At 69.0% G+C, this 20,557-nt stretch carries 13 protein-coding genes; 5 read left to right on the forward strand and 8 right to left on the reverse strand.

Annotated features, from left to right (window positions below):
• Both B0I29_RS44415 and B0I29_RS44420 read right to left on the reverse strand, forming a co-directional pair.
• Entirely contained in the window at window positions 1-963 is a 963-nt protein-coding gene (locus B0I29_RS44415; protein WP_245973223.1) for an alpha/beta hydrolase, read from the reverse strand.
• A 67-nt stretch (window positions 964-1,030) separates the two neighbouring features.
• Window positions 1,031-2,443: a glucose/sorbosone family PQQ-dependent dehydrogenase gene (locus B0I29_RS44420; protein WP_111655209.1), complete on the reverse strand. Its 1,413-nt coding sequence runs from the start codon at window positions 2,441-2,443 to the stop codon at window positions 1,031-1,033.
• 196 nt (window positions 2,444-2,639) lie between these two features.
• Here B0I29_RS44420 and B0I29_RS46260 point away from each other — a divergent pair, with 196 nt between their 5' ends.
• Window positions 2,640-2,792 carry a hypothetical protein gene (locus B0I29_RS46260; protein WP_181558320.1) on the forward strand — a complete coding sequence of 51 codons (153 nt, stop codon included), beginning with the start codon at window positions 2,640-2,642 and terminating at the stop codon, window positions 2,790-2,792.
• Window positions 2,793-2,803: 11 nt separating this feature from the next.
• Window positions 2,804-4,192 (forward strand): FAD-binding oxidoreductase, encoded by a 1,389-nt coding sequence (locus B0I29_RS44425; RefSeq protein ID WP_111655220.1) that lies wholly within the window; start codon window positions 2,804-2,806, stop codon window positions 4,190-4,192.
• A 4-nt stretch (window positions 4,193-4,196) separates the two neighbouring features.
• Here the strand turns inward: B0I29_RS44425 and B0I29_RS44430 are convergent, their stop codons facing one another.
• Complete coding sequence (locus B0I29_RS44430) at window positions 4,197-5,141, reverse strand: LysR family transcriptional regulator (RefSeq protein WP_111655210.1); 945 nt, start codon at window positions 5,139-5,141, stop codon at window positions 4,197-4,199.
• Window positions 5,142-5,280: 139 nt separating this feature from the next.
• Window positions 5,281-7,122, reverse strand: coding sequence for an AfsR/SARP family transcriptional regulator (locus B0I29_RS44435; protein ID WP_111655211.1), 1,842 nt, complete (start codon window positions 7,120-7,122; stop codon window positions 5,281-5,283).
• Window positions 7,123-7,307: 185 nt separating this feature from the next.
• On the opposite strand from B0I29_RS44435, the gene B0I29_RS44440 reads away from it, so the two are divergent.
• Window positions 7,308-8,216, forward strand: a complete 909-nt coding sequence (locus tag B0I29_RS44440; protein WP_220091609.1) for a pyridoxamine 5'-phosphate oxidase family protein — start codon at window positions 7,308-7,310, stop codon at window positions 8,214-8,216.
• A gap of 101 nt (window positions 8,217-8,317) precedes the next feature.
• Here B0I29_RS44440 and B0I29_RS44445 read toward each other — a convergent pair whose 3' ends face one another.
• From B0I29_RS44445 to B0I29_RS44455, 3 genes are read right to left on the reverse strand one after another with little or no spacing between them, the layout of a single operon-like run.
• Entirely contained in the window at window positions 8,318-11,041 is a 2,724-nt protein-coding gene (locus tag B0I29_RS44445) for an ATP-binding protein (protein WP_111655213.1), read from the reverse strand.
• Window positions 11,042-11,070: 29 nt separating this feature from the next.
• Complete coding sequence (locus B0I29_RS44450; RefSeq protein WP_111655214.1) at window positions 11,071-13,809, reverse strand: ATP-binding protein; 2,739 nt, start codon at window positions 13,807-13,809, stop codon at window positions 11,071-11,073.
• A 29-nt stretch (window positions 13,810-13,838) separates the two neighbouring features.
• On the reverse strand, window positions 13,839-16,595 hold the full coding sequence (locus B0I29_RS44455; protein ID WP_146617118.1) for an AAA family ATPase: 2,757 nt from the start codon (window positions 16,593-16,595) through the stop codon (window positions 13,839-13,841).
• A 206-nt stretch (window positions 16,596-16,801) separates the two neighbouring features.
• Between B0I29_RS44455 and B0I29_RS44460 the strand changes: the two genes are divergently transcribed.
• Window positions 16,802-18,166, forward strand: coding sequence for a phenylacetate--CoA ligase family protein (locus B0I29_RS44460; protein WP_146617119.1), 1,365 nt, complete (start codon window positions 16,802-16,804; stop codon window positions 18,164-18,166).
• Between the two features lie 104 nt (window positions 18,167-18,270).
• Window positions 18,271-18,717 carry a MarR family winged helix-turn-helix transcriptional regulator gene (locus B0I29_RS44465; protein ID WP_111655217.1) on the forward strand — a complete coding sequence of 149 codons (447 nt, stop codon included), beginning with the start codon at window positions 18,271-18,273 and terminating at the stop codon, window positions 18,715-18,717.
• Between the two features lie 111 nt (window positions 18,718-18,828).
• Here the strand turns inward: B0I29_RS44465 and B0I29_RS44470 are convergent, their stop codons facing one another.
• The gene (locus B0I29_RS44470) at window positions 18,829-20,235 is read right to left on the reverse strand and encodes an FAD-binding oxidoreductase (protein WP_220091610.1); all 1,407 of its coding nucleotides are present in this window, start codon (window positions 20,233-20,235) and stop codon (window positions 18,829-18,831) included.
• Window positions 20,236-20,557 lie beyond the last annotated feature (322 nt).

Genomic DNA, 20,557 nt, shown 5'->3' on the forward strand with positions numbered 1-20,557 from the left:
TCAAGCGAGGCCGAGCAGGCGCCGCAGCCAATCGCTGCGGGCGGCGAGCAGGCGCGAGGTCAGTGCCGCGTCCGGCGCCATAGTGTCGAAGGTGTGGAACCCGCCTGGCCACACGTGCAGCTCGGCCTGGACGCCGGCGGCCCAGAGTGCGGAGGCGTAGGCGACATCCTCGTCGCGGAAGACTTCGGCCGATCCACAGTCCAGATAGGTGGAGGGCAGACCGGTCAGGTCCTTCGCCCTGGCCGGTGCGGCGTAGATGGAGACGTCGCCGGTGCCGCGGCGCTCCCCGAGTAACGCGGTCCAGCCGGTGACGTTGCTGCCACGGTCCCAGACGCCGACACCGTCGTACTGATGAGTGGAGACGGTCGCGTCGCGGTCGTCGAGCATCGGGTAGAACAGCATCTGGCCGAGCAGGGCGGGGCCCTGGCGGTCCCGGGCGAGCAGCGCCGTGCCGGCGGCGATGCCGGCACCCGCGCTGGCACCGGTGATGACGATGCGACCGGGGTCGATGCCGAGCTGCCCAGCGTTCGCCGCCGTCCAGACCAGGCCCGCGTAGGCGTCCTCCACGGGGTAGGGATCGGGGAACTCCGGTGCGAGCCGGTACTCGACACTGACGCCGACCACGCCGAACTCCTCGACGAAGTCGGCGAGCTGGCCGAGGTCGGTGAACCGGTTCCCGGCGACCATGCCGCCGCCGTGCACGAAGTAGACGCCGGGCTCGGCGGCGGAGTGGTCGTGGCGCTTCAGCACCGAGATCTTCATCTCGGCGCCCTGGTAGCCCGGGATGACCATGCTGCGGTGGGTGATAGGGCGGTCGCCAAGGGCCTGTTCGATCGTCGACTGCGCGGCGATCGCCGCCCGGGCCGCCGGGACCATGTCCGTGGTGACCGTCGGGGGCGCAAACGCCTCGAGGACGCGCGCCAGCTCGGGATCGTAGGGCGGGCGGGCCGGTGTATCTGTCACGGCTGTTCCTTGATGGGGTGAGGTTGTGCCGGGATCCGCGGATCCCGGCACAACGCTGTTACCGATGTCAGGCGAGAGTGAACGCCAGGATGGAACCTGGATTCGCGAGGTCCGCAGTCGGCAGGCCGTTCAGGTCAGTGGCGATGCTTGTGCCGTCGGTGGCGACGTAGATCGTCCGGCCATCCGTGCTGATCGCCGTGTCGCGGTAGCGGTTGACCGTCTTGAACAGCAGCTCAGGTTCACCGGCGATGAGTCCGGTCAGGCCGAGCGGAACCCGGTAGATGGTGCCGTACTTCAGTGAGGGGATCAGGACCGAGTTCCACCAGCCGGGTACCGCGGTGGAGGTGTAGACCTCGGCGCTGGATGCCGCGATGGTCGGCCAGCAGATCGGATAGATGGCGATACCGTCGACCACGCACTTCGGGTCCTGGAAATTCTGTCCGGGAGTAGCCGGGAACAGCGATCGCATCGGCTCGACGTAACGCAGGTCGAAGAATGACGTCTCGGTGCGCTGCGGCACTGAGGCCGGGATGGTGAAGTCGCTGTATTCCAGGCTCGCGCAGTTGGGGGCGGCCGACCAGTTCGCGTACGTGTATTCCAGGTTGTCGCGGCGCCCGACCACGTGGGGCCAGCCGTAGTTGCCGCCCGGCACGATGAGGTTGAGTTCGTCGTCGCTCTTGGGTCCCTGCTCGCTGGCGTAGAGCAGGCCGGTCGGGCCGAATGTCAGGCCCTGGGCGTTGCGGTGGCCGTAGGTGTAGACGTGGCTGCGCACCCCGTTGATCACCGGGTTGTCCAGCGGGATCGTCCCGTCCAGGTTGAGCCGCAGGATCTTGCCCTGGTACGTGTTCCAGTTGCGTGCCGCGACCTGGGCAGCGGTCGGCAGCGCCTGCGCCATGATCGGCTCGCAGTAGAGGGTGTACTGGTTCTTGCCGCCGTCGCCGATCGAGTAGTAGATCTTCTTGTCCGGGCCGATGACCAGCCGTCCGGACAGGTGATCGATCGTTACCGGCATGCCGCTGATGAGTTCAAGCGGCGAACTCAGCAGCTCGGTGGCCTTGTCATAGGTATAGCGGACGATCTTCTGCCGGCGCAGCAGGGTGTCCGTGGCCGGATCAGCGTCATAGGTGTACGAGACGTACACGTACGGGTTGGTGCTGGCTCCGCGCAGCAGGTCCGGGTGCAGGGCCATGCCCAGCAGGCCGTCCTGCGGGCCGCCTCGGGTGGCGACCACGTCGGGAATGGTGACCGCTGTCTTCTTGGTGCCGTCGGCGAGGCTCACCCGGGTGATGCGACCGGTGAACTTCTCGGTGGTCCACAGGTGCGCGTCCGGCCCCCTCACGATTTCCCATGGGTTCGCCAGGCCGGAGGCTAGGACAGTCATGGTGAATTTGGGTGCGGCCTGCGCCGGGGCGGCGGCCGTTGTCGCGCCGGCGACGGCGGCAAGAAGCACCGCCAGCATTCGCATTCGTACCGTTCTCATCTTGCTCCTATCGACTCCGCTTATCGCCTAAGGGCAGCGCCGACAGATTTCCGATCCGGTATCTACACCAGAACTATTTCGCATAAATGAGCCATCGCCGTTCTCGATGAACCTCAGCGTCAACTGCTTTCGGCCGAGCCGCCGCCGGGCGCGATCCTGGATCCAGGCTCATTCAAGGACCGAAAGAGGCGCTGTCATGTCCCGCAGGAATCCCCGGCACGCCCGCAGGGCCGCCGTCACCCGGACGACGGCCGGCCGGACCGGCCGATTTCAGGGCCGCACCCATCTCGACTCGATCGAGGCACTGGACAGCGGCATGCTCGCCCTGATGATTGGGCGCACCCGGTGACCGTCCTGGGCGTGCGTACCGTCGATCCGGCGGATCTCGCCTGGCTCACCGCCCAGGTGTACGGGCCCGTGCTGGTACCTGGCGACGATCGGTACGCCGAGGAGACCGCCACCTGGAACCTGGCTCTGACCCATCGCCCGGCCGTTGCGGTCGGCGCCACCTGCGTCCTCGATGTGCAGACCGCCGTCCGCTTCGCCCGCGCCCGGAACCTGCCGGTAGCGGTGGTGTCCACCGGGCATGGGTCGTTCGTGGCTGCAGACGGCGCCGTGCTCATCAATCTGCGTCGCATGGACTGCGTCACCATCGACGCGCAGCGGCGGACCGCGACCGTCGGCGCGGCCGTCGAGATGCAGAGCCTTGTCGACGCCGCAGCTGAGGAAGGCCTCGCGCCGCTCGCGAGTTCGTCACCCAACGTCGGTGTCGTCGGTTTCACCCTCGGTGGCGGCATCAGCCCGACACTGGGACGGTCACACGGATACGCGGCCGACCATGTGCTGGCCGCGGAGATCGTCACTCCCGACGGCGAGGTGCGCTACGTCGACGACCGCACCGAGCCTGAGCTGTTTTGGGCGATCCGCGGAGGCAAGGGAAACTTCGGTGTCGTCACCTCGCTCACCGTCGCGCTGTTTGCGGTCACACGGCTGTTCGGCGGTGGCCTGTTCTTTGCGGGCGAGCACGCGGCAGCGGTCCTCGCCGCCTATCGTGCGCTGGCCACCGACGCGCCTGAGCAGCTCACCGTTTCGGTCGCGTTGCTGCGGCTGCCGGCGAAGCCGTGCGTTCCGCAGGTTCTGCGCGGCCGGTTCAGCGTGCATGTGCGGGTCGCGTATCTCGGTTCGGCAGAGCGGGGTCGGGCACTGGTCGCCGGTCTGCGCGAGGCCGCGCCGACACTGATCGACACCGTGGCCGAGATGCCGTACACGATGATGGCCGACATTCACGCTGATCCGGTCGAGCCGCTGGCGTCCTACGAGGTGTCGGCTGAGCTTGCCGATTTCCCGGATGAGGCGGCCGTCGCGCTGCTCTCGGCTGCCGGCCCGGATGCCGAGATCCCGGCGCTGATGGTGGAGATTCGCCACCTCGGCGGTGCGCTCGCGCGTGAGCCGCGGGCGCCCAGCGCGGTCGAGCACCGCACCGCGGGTTTCCAGTTGCTGGTCGTGGCGGTCGGCGAGCCCGCGATGGCGCACGTGTTCCGGCCGGGCCTTGAGGCGATCAGTGCGGCTCTCGCTGCGTGGACCACCGGCAAGACCCAGATCAACTTCTTGACCGGGTACGACGTGACGGCCGCGGCGGTCGCGAAGGCGTACCCGGATGACACCTATCGGCGGCTGAGGCGGATCAAGACGGCCTACGACCCGAGGAACATGTTCCGGATCAACCACAACATCGCGCCGAGCGGCTGATCTGCTATCGATGCGCCTGGACCTCGGCGGCCGCGTCCTTCTTGCCCGCCGCTCGCAGGATGGCAGCCAGCAACGCTGTGGTGGCCGCTGACGGTTGCCGGTCGCTGGCGGTGGCCACCGCGATCGGCAGGCGCAACGACTCGTCGGCGATGTCGATCACCGACAGCGCCTCGTCGTCCTCGTTGCCGGCCCGTGGGGCGAGGGTCACGCCGAGGCCGTTACGGACCAGGCCGACCGCGGTTTCCTGGTCGGCGGCTTCGAAGGGAACGTTGCGTACGATGCCGATGCCGGCGAATGCCCGGTCAGTCATCGTCCGGTTACCCCATCCGGGCGGAAAGTCCACGAACGTCTCGTCGGCCAGGTCTTCCAGGCTCACCGAGGTGGCGTCAGCCAGACGATGCCGGCGCGGGCACACGAAACACCACGGGACGGTTCCGAGGTGGTGCAGCTTGACGCGGTCCGGATGGCTGTAGGCGCCGACCAGTGCCATGTCGAGTTCGTCCGCGACGATCGACTCCAGATGTCCTGCCGTGCCTCGCGGCGAGGTACGCAGCTGAAAGGTCACCAGCGGATGGGTGACGTGAAAACGGCCCAGCACCTGCGGCAGGTCGACGACCATCAGGCCGCGCGAGGCGGGGCGCACGCCGATCGAGGTGAGCGTACCGATCCGGATGGTCCCGCGCAGGCCGCCGCGGACCTGGTCCACGGTGTCGCGGGCTCGGCGTTCAGCGCTGAGCAGTCCTCGTGCCTCCGGCAGCAGGGCCGCGCCGGCGTCGGTGAGGGTGACTCCAGCGGCTTCGCGGGCGAACACTGGCAGACCCAGCTCACGTTCCAGCTTCTGGATCGTGGCCGACACCGCGGACTGGGCGACCCGGACCCGGCGAGCGCCCTTGGTGAAGCTGCCTTCCTCGGCCACCGCGACGAAGTACTCCAGCTGACGAAGTTCCACAGCACCACTCTCGCGGGTGACAGGCAATCGGCGGTTGCGATGTCCGGTTTGGAGCATGACCCAGCCAGTTCCACAGGACATCGACAGAGCATCAACGACGCATAGGCCCGGCAGGGAGCGCCGCCGGGCGCGTCGGGTGTCAGCTCGCCGGGGACAGGTGCAGCGGGGCGACCATCGGCCGGAGCTGGGCATATCGCTGAATGAGGCGGTCAATGCGGTACTTTCCCGGTTCGTCGGCGGTCACCAGTGATCGGTCGGCGAGTTCGTCCAGGGCTGCGGCGACGTCACGCGGGGTGTAGCCGAGAACCGGCGCAAGCCCGGCTGCGGTCGTCACGCCGTGTTCCACGGTGGCGGCGTGCGCGAAGACGCGGGACTGGCCGGCGTCGAGATCCTCACGGATCGCGTCGAGACGGCGATAGAGGCCCGCTACATCGTCGTCGGGTTCCAGCCATTGTTCGGCGTCAGCCATCCGCCAGGCCGGGCGGGCGGCAAGACGGCTCGCGAGCGTCTGCAGCGACAGCGGCAGGTTGCCCCGGGCCGCGGTGAGACGTTTCACGACGTCGGGTTCGGCGGTGATCCGCGCAGCGCCGATACGACGGCTCAGGTATGCGGTGCTCTCCTCGCCGGTGAACGGGCCCAGCCGGTGCCAGCCAGAGCCGGGCAGGCTGGACAGGTGACGGTTGGAGGTGATCAGCGCCGCGCAGCCGGGTGCGTTCGGCAGCAGCGGAAAAGCCTCGGTGCAGTTAGTGGCGCCGTCGAGGACGACCAGGATCCGGCGGCCGGTGAGCGCGGCACGCCAGAATCCCACCAGTTCGGTGACATCGGTGGGGATGTCCGTGGCGGCGTAGCCGAGTGCGCGTACCCACGCGGTCAGCACGTCGCGAGTTTTCGTCGATCCGCTGCCGGCCGCGTCGAGGTCGGCGTAGAGCACCCCGCCGGGGAATCGGGCCGACACCTGCCAGGCCACCCTGGCGGCCAATGCGCTCTTGCCGGCACCGGGCATTCCAAAGATGCCCACCACTGGTGCCGCATCGGTGTTCAGCAGGGCGGACGTCGCCCAGTCGAGCACCTCGGCGCGGCCGGTGAAGTCAGCCGGTGGGGCGGGGACCTGCGCCGGCACCACGCTCAGGTGTGAAGTGCCTCGCGGACCCTGCGGTGTCGGCTGATGGCCGTCGAGCAGCCGCTGTTGCAGTTGCTGGAGTCCGGCGCCCGGATCGATCCCTAGTTCTGCGGCGAGGGTGATTCGGGTCTGCTGGTATGCCGCGAGCGCATCGGCCGGCCGGCCGATGCGCCACAGGGCCAGCATCTGCAGTTCGCGCAGGCGTTCGCGCAACGGCTCGGCCGCGATCAGCGGTCCGAGTTCGGCCAAGACGTGGGCGTAGCGGCCCAACTCCAGGTCGGCGACGAGTTTCTCCTCCTCGGCGGCGAGCCGCATCCTCTCCAAACGGTCGCGCTGGCCCGCCGCGTACGGTCCGGGCAGCCCGGCCAAGGCGGTCCCGCCGAACAGCCCGAGCCCTTTCTCTAGCCCTGAGGCCGCGTCGGCGTATCGCGACTCCGCCGCCGCCCTGGTGGCTTTGCCGACGAGGCCGTGGAACCAGTCGAGGTCAAGCTCGGTGTCCCCAACCGACATCCGGTAGCCGCCGTCGGTAGTGACGATCAGATCACCGGAACGGTCTGCGCTGAGCAGACGCCGCAGCCGCGAGATGTAGGTGCGCAGGGTGCCGATCGCACGGGCCGGTGGCTGATCACCCCAAAGGCCGGCGACCAGATCGTCGAGTTCGACCCAGGCGCCGCCGCGCAGGAGCAGCATTGCCAGGACTGCCCGCTGCTGCGGCGGGCCCGGGTCAAGTTCCGAACCTGCTCGCCAGGCCCGCACCGGGCCGAGTACCGAAAACCGCCATTGCGGGATAGCCGGGCCCGGCATCGCCGGCGACCGGGATTGTGGTCTTCCGCCGAAAGATTCGACCACTGAAAGTGTCATGGTCCGACGTTATGGTCACCGGTCAGGCCGCCGCGTACGTCACGTGACCCTCTTCCGGTACTAACGTCGTTACAGCTGTGTTTCCGCGATCGGGTTGCTGTTTCGAACCGGCGGCTGACCAGGCGAATCATCGACGTCTTATGCTGCGAAAATGGCCTTTCCGTCATCCATTTAGGATCGTCGCCGTGACGCACCTACCTGATGTGATCGACGCCTACCGCACCTGCGAGCTGGCGACCCTGACCAAGGACGGTTCGCCGGTTGCCTGGCCCATCTCCGGGCTACGGCTCGACGACGGAACGTTTCTGCTGACCACATCGCTGGGGTACCCGCAGAAGGCGTACAACATCCGCCGGGACGGCCGGGTAGCCCTGCTTTTCTCCGAACCTGCCGCGAGCGGTCTGGAGCAACCCGATCAAGTCCTGGTACGCGGCATCGCGACCTGCCCCGAACAGGTGCATGTCGACCCGACCGGCGACCTGGGGCGGCTCTGGTCGACGCTGATGCAACGCCAGCCGTCCAGCCAGAAGTACCTCAACTGGCCGGCCACCTCGATGGCCGACTTCTACTTCATGCGCCTTTTGATCACCGTACGGCCGACCGAGGTGATCACCCGCCCTCTGCCCGACGGCAGCAATACCAAACTGGCCGACGGCACACTGACCGGCGCCGAAGTGCTGGCGGGATACAAGTCAGTAGTCCTTATAGGCGTCGATGCCGCAGGTGCCCCCGTGCTCGTGCGTACCACCGTCGCCGCGGAGACTGACGGTTACCGCGTCGAGGTGCCCGAGGATTCACCGGTCGTCGCGGGTCCGGCCGGGCTGCTCGTGCACCGGCACGACGACAAGCTTTCGAACCTGCACAGCGCGAATGTCCGCGGCGAACTGGTGGCCGACGGCGGTGGTTGGTTGCTGCGGCCGTCGCGGCTGGTCGAGCCCGGCCAGAAGCACCGGGCGAATGTCCTCGACCCGATCCGCATCGCACGCCAGTGCCAGGCGACGACCCGCCGTTACCTCGAACGGCGTGGACTGGCGCGGCCGGCCATCCCCTGGGACGCGTACCGCCGCATCCGCGCCGACCTTCCGAGGGTCTGAGCCATTCTCAGAAAATCAGACCGAACCTGAAGTAGAACCGACGCCGTCGTCGCGGACCACCACTGGTGCCGTAGCCGACGAATGCAGGCCATGCTGGGCGTTCAGCCAGTCTCGTCGAGTGCCCTGGCCAACTCGTTGCGGGCAGAGATGCCGAGTTTCGGGAAGATCCGGTACAGGTTGTTGCGGACGGTCCGGTGCGACAGGAACAGGCGTTCGGCGATCTCGCGGTTGTTCAGTCCTTCGGCCGCGAGCTTGGCGATGTTCAGCTCCTGGGCGCTCAGCTGGCTTGTCGCGCGCCGTGGCCTTGCGGTCACAGGTTCGCCGGAGGCTCGCAGTTCGACCGCGGCCCGTTCGGCCCACGCCAGAGCACCCATCGTGGTGTAGAGGGCGTACGCCGCGCGCAGTGGCTCGCGGGATTCGGTACGACGTCGCTGTCGCCGCAGCCAGCGGCCGTAGGCCAGCAGCAACGACCCGTGCTGCCACGGCCACTGCTCGACGCCGCTGGCGAACGCGCTGTCGAACACGACGCCGGCGTCAGCGTCGTCGGCGAGCAGCGGTGCCGACGCCGCTACCGAGACGAGCAGATGCGGTGACCCGCTGCGCCGCGCCAGCTCGGTGAACTCGGCGTGTACTGCCCGGACGTCGTCGAGGCGCCCGGACAGTGCCGCGGCGTCCATCAGGTCGGTCAGTACCCATACTCGGGCGTTCTGCTGGTAGGAGCGTTCGTCGGGCAGGCAGACCTCGATCAACGCGTCGAAGGCCGCCACCGCATCGTCCTCGGCCAGGGCTGCTGTCCCTCGCACGAGTTGCACCATCGACAGCATCGAGTAGAACCCGGACTGAATCAGACCCTCTTCGATAGCGGACGCGACCGCCAGGGCTGATCCGATCTCGCCCTTGCGAGCCGCGACCACCGCGCCGGCAAGCGCTGCGGTCCCGGTCATGCGAAGTTCGCTGGTGATATCGGAGAGGCGGATAACCTCTGCGGCCGCGTCAGCCGCGGCGTCATTCTGAGCGAGCAGGGTGCATGCCCAGGCCTTGGCGGTCAACGCAACGGCTAGCTGGCCGAATTCGCCTGCGGCGCGAAGCGCGGTGGCTGCCACCGTGAGCCATTCCAACGCGACCGGAGTCGCCCCGACACAATGCGCCGCGAATCCGATCAAAGCTCCGGGGAAGCCTCGCGATTCCCCCGCCGCTCGAACCGAAATGCGTTTGCGGACGCTGGCACCGTGCTCGTACGGGTGGCCGGCCGCGTCGAGGGCCAGGCGCTCTGCTCCGTCCTCGGGCAGCGGCAAGGAGCGGTTGGCTCGGATGAGAAGCTCTCGCGCGTCGTCGTCCAGGTTGATCCACCACGACACCAAATTCGCGTTGAGCAGCAGCTGGATTGCCTGAGCCGGATTGTCGCCACCGTGCCGCAACACCAGTTCCGCTTCCCGGATCGGGTGCTCCGGTCCCAGCCAGCTGTCGGTGGCGGCGGCCTGAATTCCCGTCAGGAAGGCGACCCCCAGCGGACCGAGCTGCGTTTTGTCCACCTCATCGAGCAGTGGCAGCCTGTCCCGGAACTCCGCGCTCAGGCTGTACCCGACAATGGCCGCAAGGAATCGGTGGGCAGCAACGCGAGGGTCAGGGCTGAGCCGGGCGGCACGCTCCAGCGCGACCGCGGCGGTACCGTTCTCGCCGCGTTCTGATCGCCGTTGCGCCATGCGTTCGAGTTCGGCCGCGATAGTCTCGTCAGGCCCGGCGGCGGCCTGCGCCCGATGCCACAGGCGCCGATCGCCGTCCGTGCCGATCGACGTGGCCAGGACGGCGTGAATTGCCCGCCGCTGGTCCGCGGTCACGGCGCCGTCGACGGCAGCACGCATCAGCGGATGCCGGAAACCCGCACGGCCGTCGGCGACCCAGACCAGACCCGCTTGCTCGCCCGGCGACAGATCGTCCAGCACCACAGACCGGCCAACCAAGCCGCCGGCCGCGGTCAGCAGCTCCTGCACCGCGTCCGAGTCGTTCACCGCCATGATCGCCAGCAGGGTCCGCGCCGGTTCGGGTAGCAGCCGGGCGCGGGCACCGAAGACCTGATCCAGGCGGTCGGTAAGTGGCAGCGCCGACTTGGTGAGACCGTTTCCTTCGAGGTCGGCTGCCCGCGCCAGTTCGGTCAGCGCCAGTGGATTGCCGACCGCCGCTGCCAGGATCCGTTCCCGGACCAGGGCCGATGTGCCCGGTGCACGAGTGTCCAGCAGCGCCTCAGCAGCCGCACCGTCGAGTGGGGAGACCACCAGTTGCGGCAGACCGGCCTCGGCCAACGGGCTGCCACTGATCTCATCGGATCGAGCTGCGGCCACCACCAGCACCGCGTCGTCGGTCAGCCGCCTAGCCACGAAGGCGAGTACCCGCGAGGTGGCCGTATCGAGCCAGTGGACGTCGTCCACGATCACCACGACCGGCAGGTCGTGACCGGCGTCCGACAACAGCTGCAACACCCCCAGCGCCACACGCTGCAAGGGCGCACTGTCGGCGGTGGTCTCACTCAGCGCGTTCACCAGCGCTTCCCGGGTCACCGGCAGCAGGTCCTCGGCGCCGCCGAGAACAGGCGACAGCAGTTCGCGCAGCCCGGAGAATGCCCAGTCCGCCGACGCCGGATTACCGGCCCAGCTCAGTACCCGCATGCCCGCAGCACGAGCCTGCCCGGCGACCTCGTTCAGCAACGCCGATTTGCCCACCCCGGGATCGCCGGACAGCAGAAGCGCGCCGCCGCTGCCCTCCGCGACCCGCTGCAGCGACTCGGCAAGAACGACGAGCTCGGAATCGCGGCCGATCAGCTGAACCATGGCCGGATCGTACGCGCACGCACCGGCCGTCAGCTGCCCTCATCGGAGCCGTTGTGATCAAGTACCCGCGCCAAGTCGCTCCGAGAAGAGACACCGAGTTTCGGAAAGATCCGGTACAGGTTGTTACGGACAGTTAGGTGCGAGAGGAACAGTCGCTCAGCGATCTCCCGGTTGTTCAGCCCTTCCGCTGCCAGCTTGGCGATATTCAACTCCTGAGCGCTCAGCTGGCTTGTCGCGCGGCGTGGCCTGGCGGCCACGGGTTCGCCGGAGGCCCGCAGTTCAACCGCGGCCCGTTCGGCCCACGCCTGGGCGCCGATCGAGTTATACAGCGCGTATGCCGCCCGCAGCGGCTCACGGGACTCGGTACGGCGGCGCTGTCTCCGCAACCAGCGGCCGTAGGCCAGCAGCAACGACCCGTGCTGCCACGGCCACTGCTCGACGCCACTGGCGAACGCACTGTCAAACACGACGCCGGCATCCGCATCGTCGGCGAGCAGCGGTGCCGACGCCGCGACCACGACAAGGGTGTGCGGCGACCCGCTGCGCTGCGCCAGCTCGGTGAACTCGGCGTGCAGTGCCCGAACCTCATCGAGGCGCCCGGACAACGCCGCGGCGTCCATCAGGTCAGTCAGCGCCCACACGCAGGCATTCTGCTGATAGGAGCGTTCCTCAGGCCGACAAACCTGGATCAACGCGTCGAAGGCCGCTACTGCGTCCCCCTCGGACAGGGCGACCGCCCCGCGCACGAGCTGCACCATCAACAGCATCGAATAGGCACCGGACTGGATCAAGCCCTCTTCGTTAACAGCCGCGACCGCCAGGGCTGATTCAATCTCGCCGCGGCGGGCCGCCACCAGTGCGCCGGCGAGCGCGGCGGTCCCGGTCATGCGAAGTTCGTTGGTGATGCCGGCGAGGCGGATCACCTCCGCGACCGCGTCAGCCGCGGCATCGTCCTGGGCTAACAGGACACATGCCCAGGCCTTGGCGGTCAGTGCGACAGCGAGCTGACCGAACTCGCCGGCGGCGCGCAGCAGTGTGGATGCCACCGTGAGTCGTTCCGCCGCGACCAGAACTTCTCCGACGCAACTCGCCGCGAATCCGACCAGCGTCTCGTCGGGGCCCCGGGCCTCCTCCCCCGGTCGAGCCGCAATCCTTGTGCGGACGCTGGCGCCCTGCTGGTGCGGGTGGCTCGTCGCGTCGAGGGCCAGGCGTACCGGTGAGTCCTCGGGCAAGGGCAACGTGCGGTTGGCGCGGATGAGAAGGTCTCGCGCGTCATCGTCCAGGTTGATCCACCATGTCACCAGGACGGCGTTGAGCAGCAACTGGGTCGCCTGTGCCGGATTGTCGGCGCCGTACCGCAACACCAGTTCCGCTTCCCGGATCGGATGCTCCGGCCCCAGCCAGCCGTCGGTGGCGGCGGCCTGGATCGCCGCGAGGAAGGCGACCTGCAGCGGCCCGAGCTGCGTCTTGTCTACTTCCTCGACCAGGGGCAGCCGTTCCCGGAACTCCGCGCCGAGGCTGTACGCCACGATGGCCGCGAGGAAACGCTGCGCCGCCACGCGAGGGTCGGGGCTCAGTCGCGCGGCACGCTCCAGCGCGACCGCGGCGGTGCTGTTCTCGCCGCGGTCTGATCGCCGTTGCGCCATGCGTTCGAGTTCGGCTGCGATCGATTCATCGGGCCCGGCGGCTGCCAGCGCCCGGTGCCACAACCGCCGATCGTGATCGGCGTCGATCGACGCTGCCAAGACGGCGTGAATGCCACGCCGCTGATCCGCGGTCACGGCGCCGTCGACGGCGGCACGCATCAGCGGATGCCGGAAACCCGCACGCCCGTCAGCGACCCATACCAGGCCCGCTTGCTCGCCCGGCGACAGATCGTCGAGCGCCACACGCCCGCCGGTCAGACCGCCGGCCGCAGCGAGCAGCTCCTGCACCGCGTCCGAGTCGTTCACCGCCATGATCGCCAACAGGGTCCGCGCCGGTTCAGGCAGCAGCCGGGCCCGGTCGCCGAAGACTTGATCCAGGCGCTCGGTGAGAGGCAATGCAGAGCCGGTGGGGCCGCCCCCGTCAAGGTCGGTGGCCCGCGCCAGTTCGGTCAGCGCCAGCGGGTTGCCGACCGCCGCGACCAGGATCCGCTCCCGCAGCAGGGCCGGCATGCTGGGCACCCGGCTGTCGAGCAGCGCCTCGGCAGCCGGACCATCGAGCGGGGAGATCGCCAGGTGCGAAAGGCCGGCCTCGGCCAGCGGATTGCCGCCGATCTCGTTGGACCGAGCGGCGGCCACCACCAGCACCGCGTCGTCGGCCAGCCGGCGAGCCACGAAGGCCAGCACCAGCGATGTCGCCGGATCGAGCCAGTGAACGTCGTCGGCGATCACCACGACCGGCGCGACCTGGCCGGCGTCTGACAACAGCTGCAACACGCCCAGGGCCACCCGCTGCACCGGCACGGTATCGGCGGTGGTCTCGCCCAGCGCCGACAGCAACGCGTCCCGGGTCACCGGCAGCAGATCCTTGGCACCGTCGAGAACGGGTAGCAAGAGCTCCCGTAGCCCGGAGAATGCCCAATCCGCCGACGCCGGGTTGCCGACGCAGCCGAGAACTCGCATGCCCGCCGCACGCGCCTGAACTGCCGCCTCGTTCAGCAGAGCTGATTTGCCGACCCCCGGATCGCCGGACAGCAGCAGCGCCCCACCGTTGCCGCCCGCGACCCGTTCGAGCGATTCGGCGAGAACGACGAGCTCGGAATCCCGGCCGATCAGCTGAAGCATGGCCGGATCGTACGCGCACGGACCGGCCGTCAGTCGTCCCTGTCGGAGCCGTTGTCGGCCAGTGCCCGGCCCAGTTCGCCGCGGGCGGAGACACCGAGTTTCGGAAAGATCCGGTACAGGTGGGTTCGCACGGTCCGGTGCGACAGGAACAGGCGCTCACCGATCTCGCGGTTGGTCATGCCGGCCGCGGCCATGCTGGCGATCTGGAGTTCCTGTGGCGTCAGGGTGTCCCGGTCGGTGGCGCCGCGTGGCCGGATCCGCTCCCCCGACGCTGCCAGCTCCGCATCAGCCCCAGCTCCCCACGGGACCGCACCCAGGTCGTAGAAGATCGTGCGCGCAGAACGCAGCACCTCTCGCGCCTCGACGACCCGGCGTTCCCGGCGCAGCCACAGCCCGTACGCGAGCAGCAGCCGGGCGCGGTGCCACGGCCATTGACTGAGGTCGTGGGCCAGCGCGGCGGCGAACGCTGGACCGGGATCGGCGCCGACCAACGGGGCGGTGCAGATCACGACGGTACGCAGCAGCGGCCATCCGACCCGGTCCGCGAGCGCGGCCATCCCGGCGTGCACGTCGCGGAGTTCGTGAGCGCGGCCGAGCCTTACTGCCGTCTCGACCATGTCGGGCATCGCATATGACTGGACGATGGGCTGGCGCGCGTGCGCCGACGGATCGTAGATTTTCCCGAAGTGTTCGTATGCCGCGGTGAGGTCGCCGACGGCCAGGGCGGCCGTGCCTCGCGCATATTCGACCATGGTGAGCAGCCCCCGCGCCTGGGAGCGCAGCAGCACCGCCTCCTGCTCGAGCGCGATGGATTCGGCCAGCGCACGATCACCACGTCGGCCGGCCCAGACCGCTTCGGAGATCCGGGCCATCACCGCGAACCGTGGCTGGCCAGTCTCCTCGGCGAGTCGCCGGCTCTCCGCGGCGGCGGTGATGGTCAGCTCCGGCCGGCCCAGATGCAGTCCCGCCCAGGCCTGCGTGGCGAGTGCCTGCGCGAGCAGGCCCAGCTGTCCCTGGCGGCGTAGCCCGTCGACCGCACGCTCGAGCAGCGCCACGACGGCCGGTGAGTCGCCGATGGTGGACGCGGCCACCCCGAGCCGCAGCAGGTCTCCCGGCTCCCGGGGATCGTCGCCGGCCGAGGCGAGCAGGGAACGGTACTCACGCGCGTACGTCCACGGGTCGACCTGGGTCAGCAGTGCGGCGCGCATCAGGTCGTCGGTCAGCGCGCCGGAGGTCCGCACAGCGTCGATCACTCGTTGCCGGATCGCGGGCGCGGGGTCGACCCACAGGCATCGCACGGTCGCCGCGGACAGCACAGCGAGAGCTTGTTCCCGGTGACCGGCGGCGTGCAGCCGGGTGGCCGACTCGGCGGAGGCGGCGATGCCCTCCTCCGCCGTCCAGTCCTGCCGCAGCAGTTCCTGCTGCCAGAAGTGCAGACGCGCCCGGCTGACCGGATCGACCGCCAAGGCGTCGAGCTCGGTGAGTAGCCGGATGGACCGGGGCCCGCCGACGACGAAGCCGATGTCAGCGGCAGCGAGCAGCCGCCGGACCCGCTCGGCCGGATCCGGGCTGACCCGGGCCGCGCGTTCCAGCGCTGCGGATGCCGCTGCCGGCGCGCCCCGCCGCACGGCGCGGGCCGCGGCCGCTTCGAGGTCGGCGGCCACGTCCTCGTCCGGGCCCACACATGCCGCGGCCCGGTGGCTGATCTGCCGGTCGGGATCGTCGGCGAGAACCACGGCCAGAGCTGCGTGGGCTTCGTGACGTAGTGCCGCGGTCGCGCCCTGCCGCACGGCGGAGCGCATCAGCGGGTGCCGGAACCGCAGCCACCCGTCGCCGGTGTCCAGTAGTCCCGCGGCAACAGCCCGGCCCACGTCGTCCGAGGTCACCGCGGTGCCACCGGCCATGCCGGCGGCCGTCGCGATCTCGGCCAGGTCCTCACGATCGTGCAGGGCGGCGACCAGCAGCATGGTCCGTGTGCTGGCCGGCAGATTGCGGACCCGCAGGCCGAAGGCGCGCTCCAGCCGATCGGTCAGGGGCAGTTCGGCGGGCTCGAAACCGCCGGGCTCAGGTGCGACGGCCGCCAGCTCCACCAGCGCCAGGGGGTTGCCGCGGGCCACCTCCAGGACACGGTCGCGCCATGACGCCAGCCGGCCTGGAGCGCTCGCCTCCAGCAGCGCCGCCGCGGCCTCGGCGCCGAGGCCACCGAGTATCAGTTCGCGGATCGTGTCAACCCGGCCGAGCTGGTCGGCGGAGCTGGTCTCGCGGGTGGTGGCCAGCAGGACGATGCGCTCGTCGGCGAGCCGGCGAGCAACGAACGCGAGGACGTCCGCGGTCGAACGGTCCAGCCAGTGCACGTCGTCCGCGGCGACCAGCACCGGCGTATCGCTCACGGCCAGCAGTTCCAGGACTGCCAGGCCGACCTGGTATTGACCGGCGGAGACACCATCGTCGCTCAGGCCCAGGGCGGACAGCAGCGCGTCGCGGGTGGCCGGAGTCAGGTCGTCGACCCTGCCGAGGATCGGGCGAAGGAGTTGGTGCAGACCCGAGTACGGAAGGTCCGACTCGATCAGCACACCGCCACAGGTCAGCACGCGCACGCCGCGCTCGGCGGCGCGGGCACACGCGGCGGTGAGCAGCGCGGTCTTGCCGACACCGGGCTCGCCGCGCACCACGATGGCAGCGCCGGACGCAGAGGTGGCGGTGATGCCCGCGAGCACATCGTCGATCAAGGACAGTTCGCTGCCACGCCCGACCAGTGGTGAGTCCGCGCGGCGTCGTTCGGCCACTCGAGGTGGTGTTACGGGTCCACCGGAGTGACGCACGCCAACGCTCCGTATATCTCGAATTTATCGGGCCATGGCCTCATCATTGCCGGGAGACCGCGAACGGCGGCACGACAAGGGGTGTGAGGGTGTTCGACACTAATCGACCGGATCGAATCATCTCTGGGCTCAGTGAGTATTACCACTCGACGGGCTCCGGGACGACGAACGTGTTGAAACTCTTTCGCGAGGCCGCGGTGCGGGTCCCAGCGTACCGGCTGTTTCTGCACGAACACGGCGTCGACGCCGGCAGTGTCACCGCCCCCGAGCAGATCCCCCTGATGACCAAGGCCAACTATCACGAGCGTCATCCGCTGCCGGAGCGCTGCCGCGACGGGCTGTTGACCGGCGGCGACATCGTCAACCTCTCGTCGGGATCGTCCGGAACGCCGACGGTCTGGCCCCGTTCGGTGCTCGACGAACGAGCCGGGGCGGCTCGTGTCGAGCAGGTCTTTCGGGACTCGTTCCAGGTGGGGCAGCGCCGGACGCTGGCGGTGATCTGCTTCGCGCTGGGCAACTGGGTCGGAGGCATGTGGTGCACGTCGGTCTGCCGGCAGCTCTCAGCGAAAGGTTATCCCGTCACGGTTGCCGCTCCGGGCAACAACCTCGACGAGATCCTGCGGGTCATCGACGAGATCGGCGGCCACTTCGACCAGGTGGTGCTGCTCGGCTATCCGCCGTTCGTGAAGAACGTCGTGGACGTCGGCCTGGCCCGAGGGGTGGACTGGCCCGCGTACCGGGTCAAGATCTTGCTGGCCGGTGAGGCCTTCAGTGAGCAGTGGCGCGATCTGATGGGTGTGCGTACCGGCATGGCCGACCCGGTGACCGACGTCGCCGGGCTCTACGGCACCGCCGACGCCGGGGTGATCGCCAATGAGACCGTGCTGAGCATCCGGATCCGCCGCTTCCTCGCCGGCCGTCCCGAGATCGCCGCCGGGCTCTTCGGCGACTCCCGGCTGCCGACTCTTGTCCAGTACGACCCGGACACGCACGTCTTCGAGGCTGTTGCCGGGGGCACCCTGGCCTTCAGCATGGACGGCACGGTGCCGCTGATCCGGTACCACATCGAGGACGAAGGCGGCGTGATCGGGCACGCCGAACTCATCGAGTTCTGCCGGCAGCACGGATTCGACCCTGGCGATGGTCCGCAGCTGCCGTTCGTCTACCTGTTCGGCCGGTCGATGTTCACCGTCTCCTTCTTCGGTGCCAACGTCTACCCGGACGATGTGGCGACCGCCCTGGAACGCCCGCAGGTCAGAGAGGCAGTCACCGGCCGATTCGTGCTGCGCTCGGTCGAGGACGCCGACCGCGACCGCCAGCTGTCAATCCTGGTGGAACTGGCCGCCGGGGTGCAGGCCACCAGCGAACGACGCGACGTAATCGCCGAGGTCATCCGTGCCGAGCTGCTGCGTCTCAACCAGGAGTTCGCGCACTACGTCCCGGAGAATTACCAGCTGCCCAAGGTCGAACTACGGCCGGCGAACGATCCGGAGCACTTCCCCGCGGGGGTGAAGCACCGCTACACCCAGCGATAGCGCCGGGACATCCATGCCGTGTCGATCGATCGTTGAACCGCGGTGTCCATCGTCGGCAGCGAAGCGCAGGCCGATCGGGGCTGCGCGTGCAGAGAGGTGCCGGCGTGCAGCAGTCCTCGACATCGCTGTCCTTCGTGCCCATCGCCGGCCTCGGTTCGTCGCTGCGGATCGTGCTGCAGAGATACCTGGCCGAGGCCGATGAGATGGTACGTGAGGTGCCCTGCGGTCATCACGGGTACGAGATCCTGCGAGCGCTGGCCGACGACGATCATTGCACTCTGTCCGATCTCGCCCGGCGCATCGCGGTGCATCCGGCGGTGCTGTCGCACCGTATCGATCGTCTGGAGTCGGCCGGCCTGGTGCGCCGGGAGTCACGACCCGGTGATCGGCGGGCCCGGCGGCCGGCCCTCACCGGGCAGGGCCGAGCTGTGGCCGAGCGGGTGGAACTCGATCTGCGGATGGTGGAGGCCACCGTGCTGGCGCCACTGAGTGCTGCCGGGCGCGTGAGCTTCCTGGCATCTCTGCAAGATCTCAGCGATCCGCCGCAATGAAGCGATCTGCGCGGATGCCGCGATCCAGGCCGATGAGTCGTGCGGGTGGGCCCGTGGCGTGCGACGGGGCCGCCACGCACGCCACGGGAGTCGTCACCCGATCCGAGCGGATCAGCTCGCGGGCGGGATGTTGTGGTTGATCCGGAACAGGTTTGACGGGTCGAACCGCCGCTTGATAGCGGTCAGGCGCTCATAGGCTTCCGGCGCGTAGGCCAGCGCCGCCGTCTGCGGGTCCGCGTCGTTCGCGAACATGAAGTTCAGGTAGCGGCGCCCCGTCGACCACGGTTCAAGCGCGTCGATGACCTGCTGCTCGTAGGCGTGCAGCGCCTCGGCGTCCGGCGGCCCACCGGCCGCCACCAGGAAGACGCTGTACAGCGTCTGGTCACGGTTGCCGACCGCGTTCGGCACCTCAGGGGTACGCGCGAGCGCCCCACCCATGTGCCGCACCTCCGCGAGGATCAACGGCGAGTCGGAGCCCGGCCCGGCGAACCGCAGGAGCGTGTCGACCGCTTCGGCCGGCAGCTCCCGCAGCAGCGCCGCGTGCTCGTAGACCGGCAGCGGATCCACCGGGTCGTTGTGGATCGTGGCGACTGCGGCGTACGGCATCGGCCCGACCGCGTCGATGATCGGCGTACCCAGCTTGCGGAACGGTTCGACCAGCAGCGCTCCATCAGACGGTCCGCCCAGGTAGGCGATACGAAGGTGGACGACGACGCGGTCGCGCAGCGGCTCCGGCACGAACGGCGCCGCCGGCAGGTGCAGCAGCCCGACCGAGGCCGACATCTCCTCCGGCACGTTCTGGGTCCATTCCCGGAACAGGTGCAACACGTCGCCGGCAAGCTCACCCGGGAAGAAGATGCCGCCGCCGTAGAACGCCTGCAGCGGAAAGACCGTGAACTCGATGGCCACCACGACACCGAAGTTGCCCTTCGCGCCGCGCAGCGCCCAGAACAGATCCGGATCGCTGTCCGCGGTGACATGGCGCAGTTCACCGTTAGCGGTCACCACGTCCAGCGCAGTGACATGGTCGGCGGCGTACCCGTACTTGCGGCCGAACGGGCCGAGACCGCCACCAAGGGTGTAACCGACCACGGTCACCGTCGGCGACGAGCCGTTCAACCCCGCCAGCCCCAACTTGGAGGCCTGCTCGACGAACTCACCCCAGCGCACACCGGCCTCGACCCGCGCGGTCTTCGCGGTCTCGTCGATGCTCAGCCCGGTCAACCGGCGGGTGGTGATCAGCACGGCGCCGTCCGACGACACCGAACTGCCGTGCCCGGCACCGAGGACGGCGACCGGCAGGTTGTAGACAGCCGCGAACCGTACTGCCTCCTGCACGTCGGCGACGCTGGTGGCGCCGACGACCACCGCCGGAGTGTGCACCACGGTCAGGTTGTAGGTGGCAATCTCGGCCGCGAAACTGGCGTCTCCGGGTAGGAGAACGGGACCGGCGACGGTCGCCTGCAGCGCGGTGATGCCGATGGCATACTGAACGCCGGGAGTTTCAGGAGCACTCACGGAAAAGGCCTTTCTGACAGTGCCTCAGCCGGCGTGCACCGGCTGCGTCCGGGCGGCCCCCGGACTGCACGACCATTGAGCGTCGGCGAGGTCGACGAACGTTTGGCGAAACGTAGATGCGCAGGCCGCCGCCTTGGCGCAGGTGGCGGCCGTCAGCGGTTGCGAAGTCAGTCGCGCGGGATGGTGTGCCCGTTCGCTGCGAGCCACTGGTCGAAGGTCTTCAGCCACGGGTTGAGCTCGCGGACCACGTCCAGGTCGCGGACGCCGGTGAAGTAATCCTCGAACTCGGTGTAGTACTGCAGCATGTTGCCCGCCTCGTCGG

This window comes from Actinoplanes lutulentus, from assembly GCF_003259845.1.
GTDB classification, from domain to species: domain Bacteria; phylum Actinomycetota; class Actinomycetes; order Mycobacteriales; family Micromonosporaceae; genus Actinoplanes; species Actinoplanes lutulentus.